The sequence below is a fragment of the Streptomyces sp. NRRL S-340 genome, from assembly GCF_000720185.1.
In the GTDB taxonomy this organism is placed as follows: Bacteria; Actinomycetota; Actinomycetes; order Streptomycetales; family Streptomycetaceae; genus Streptomyces.
Map to the genome: position 1 here is coordinate 1 of NZ_JOIY01000148.1, position 219 is coordinate 219.

At 73.5% G+C, this 219-nt stretch carries 1 pseudogene; it reads left to right on the forward strand.

From position 1 onward, the window contains the following. A pseudogene (locus IG64_RS37345) lies at positions 1-219 on the forward strand (alpha-1,4-glucan--maltose-1-phosphate maltosyltransferase); the annotation flags it as partial.

Below are 219 nucleotides of genomic sequence, written 5' to 3' on the forward strand. Positions count from 1 at the left end.
CCCGCCATCGCCGCCATGGGCTTCGACGTCGTCTACCTCCCCCCGGTCCACCCCATCGGCACCACCCACCGCAAAGGCCGCAACAACACCCTCACCGCCGCCCCCGACGACGTCGGCGTGCCCTGGGCGATCGGCTCCCCCGAGGGCGGCCACGACACCGTCCACCCCGCCCTGGGCACCCTGGACGACTTCGACCACTTCGTGCACCGCGCCCGCGAA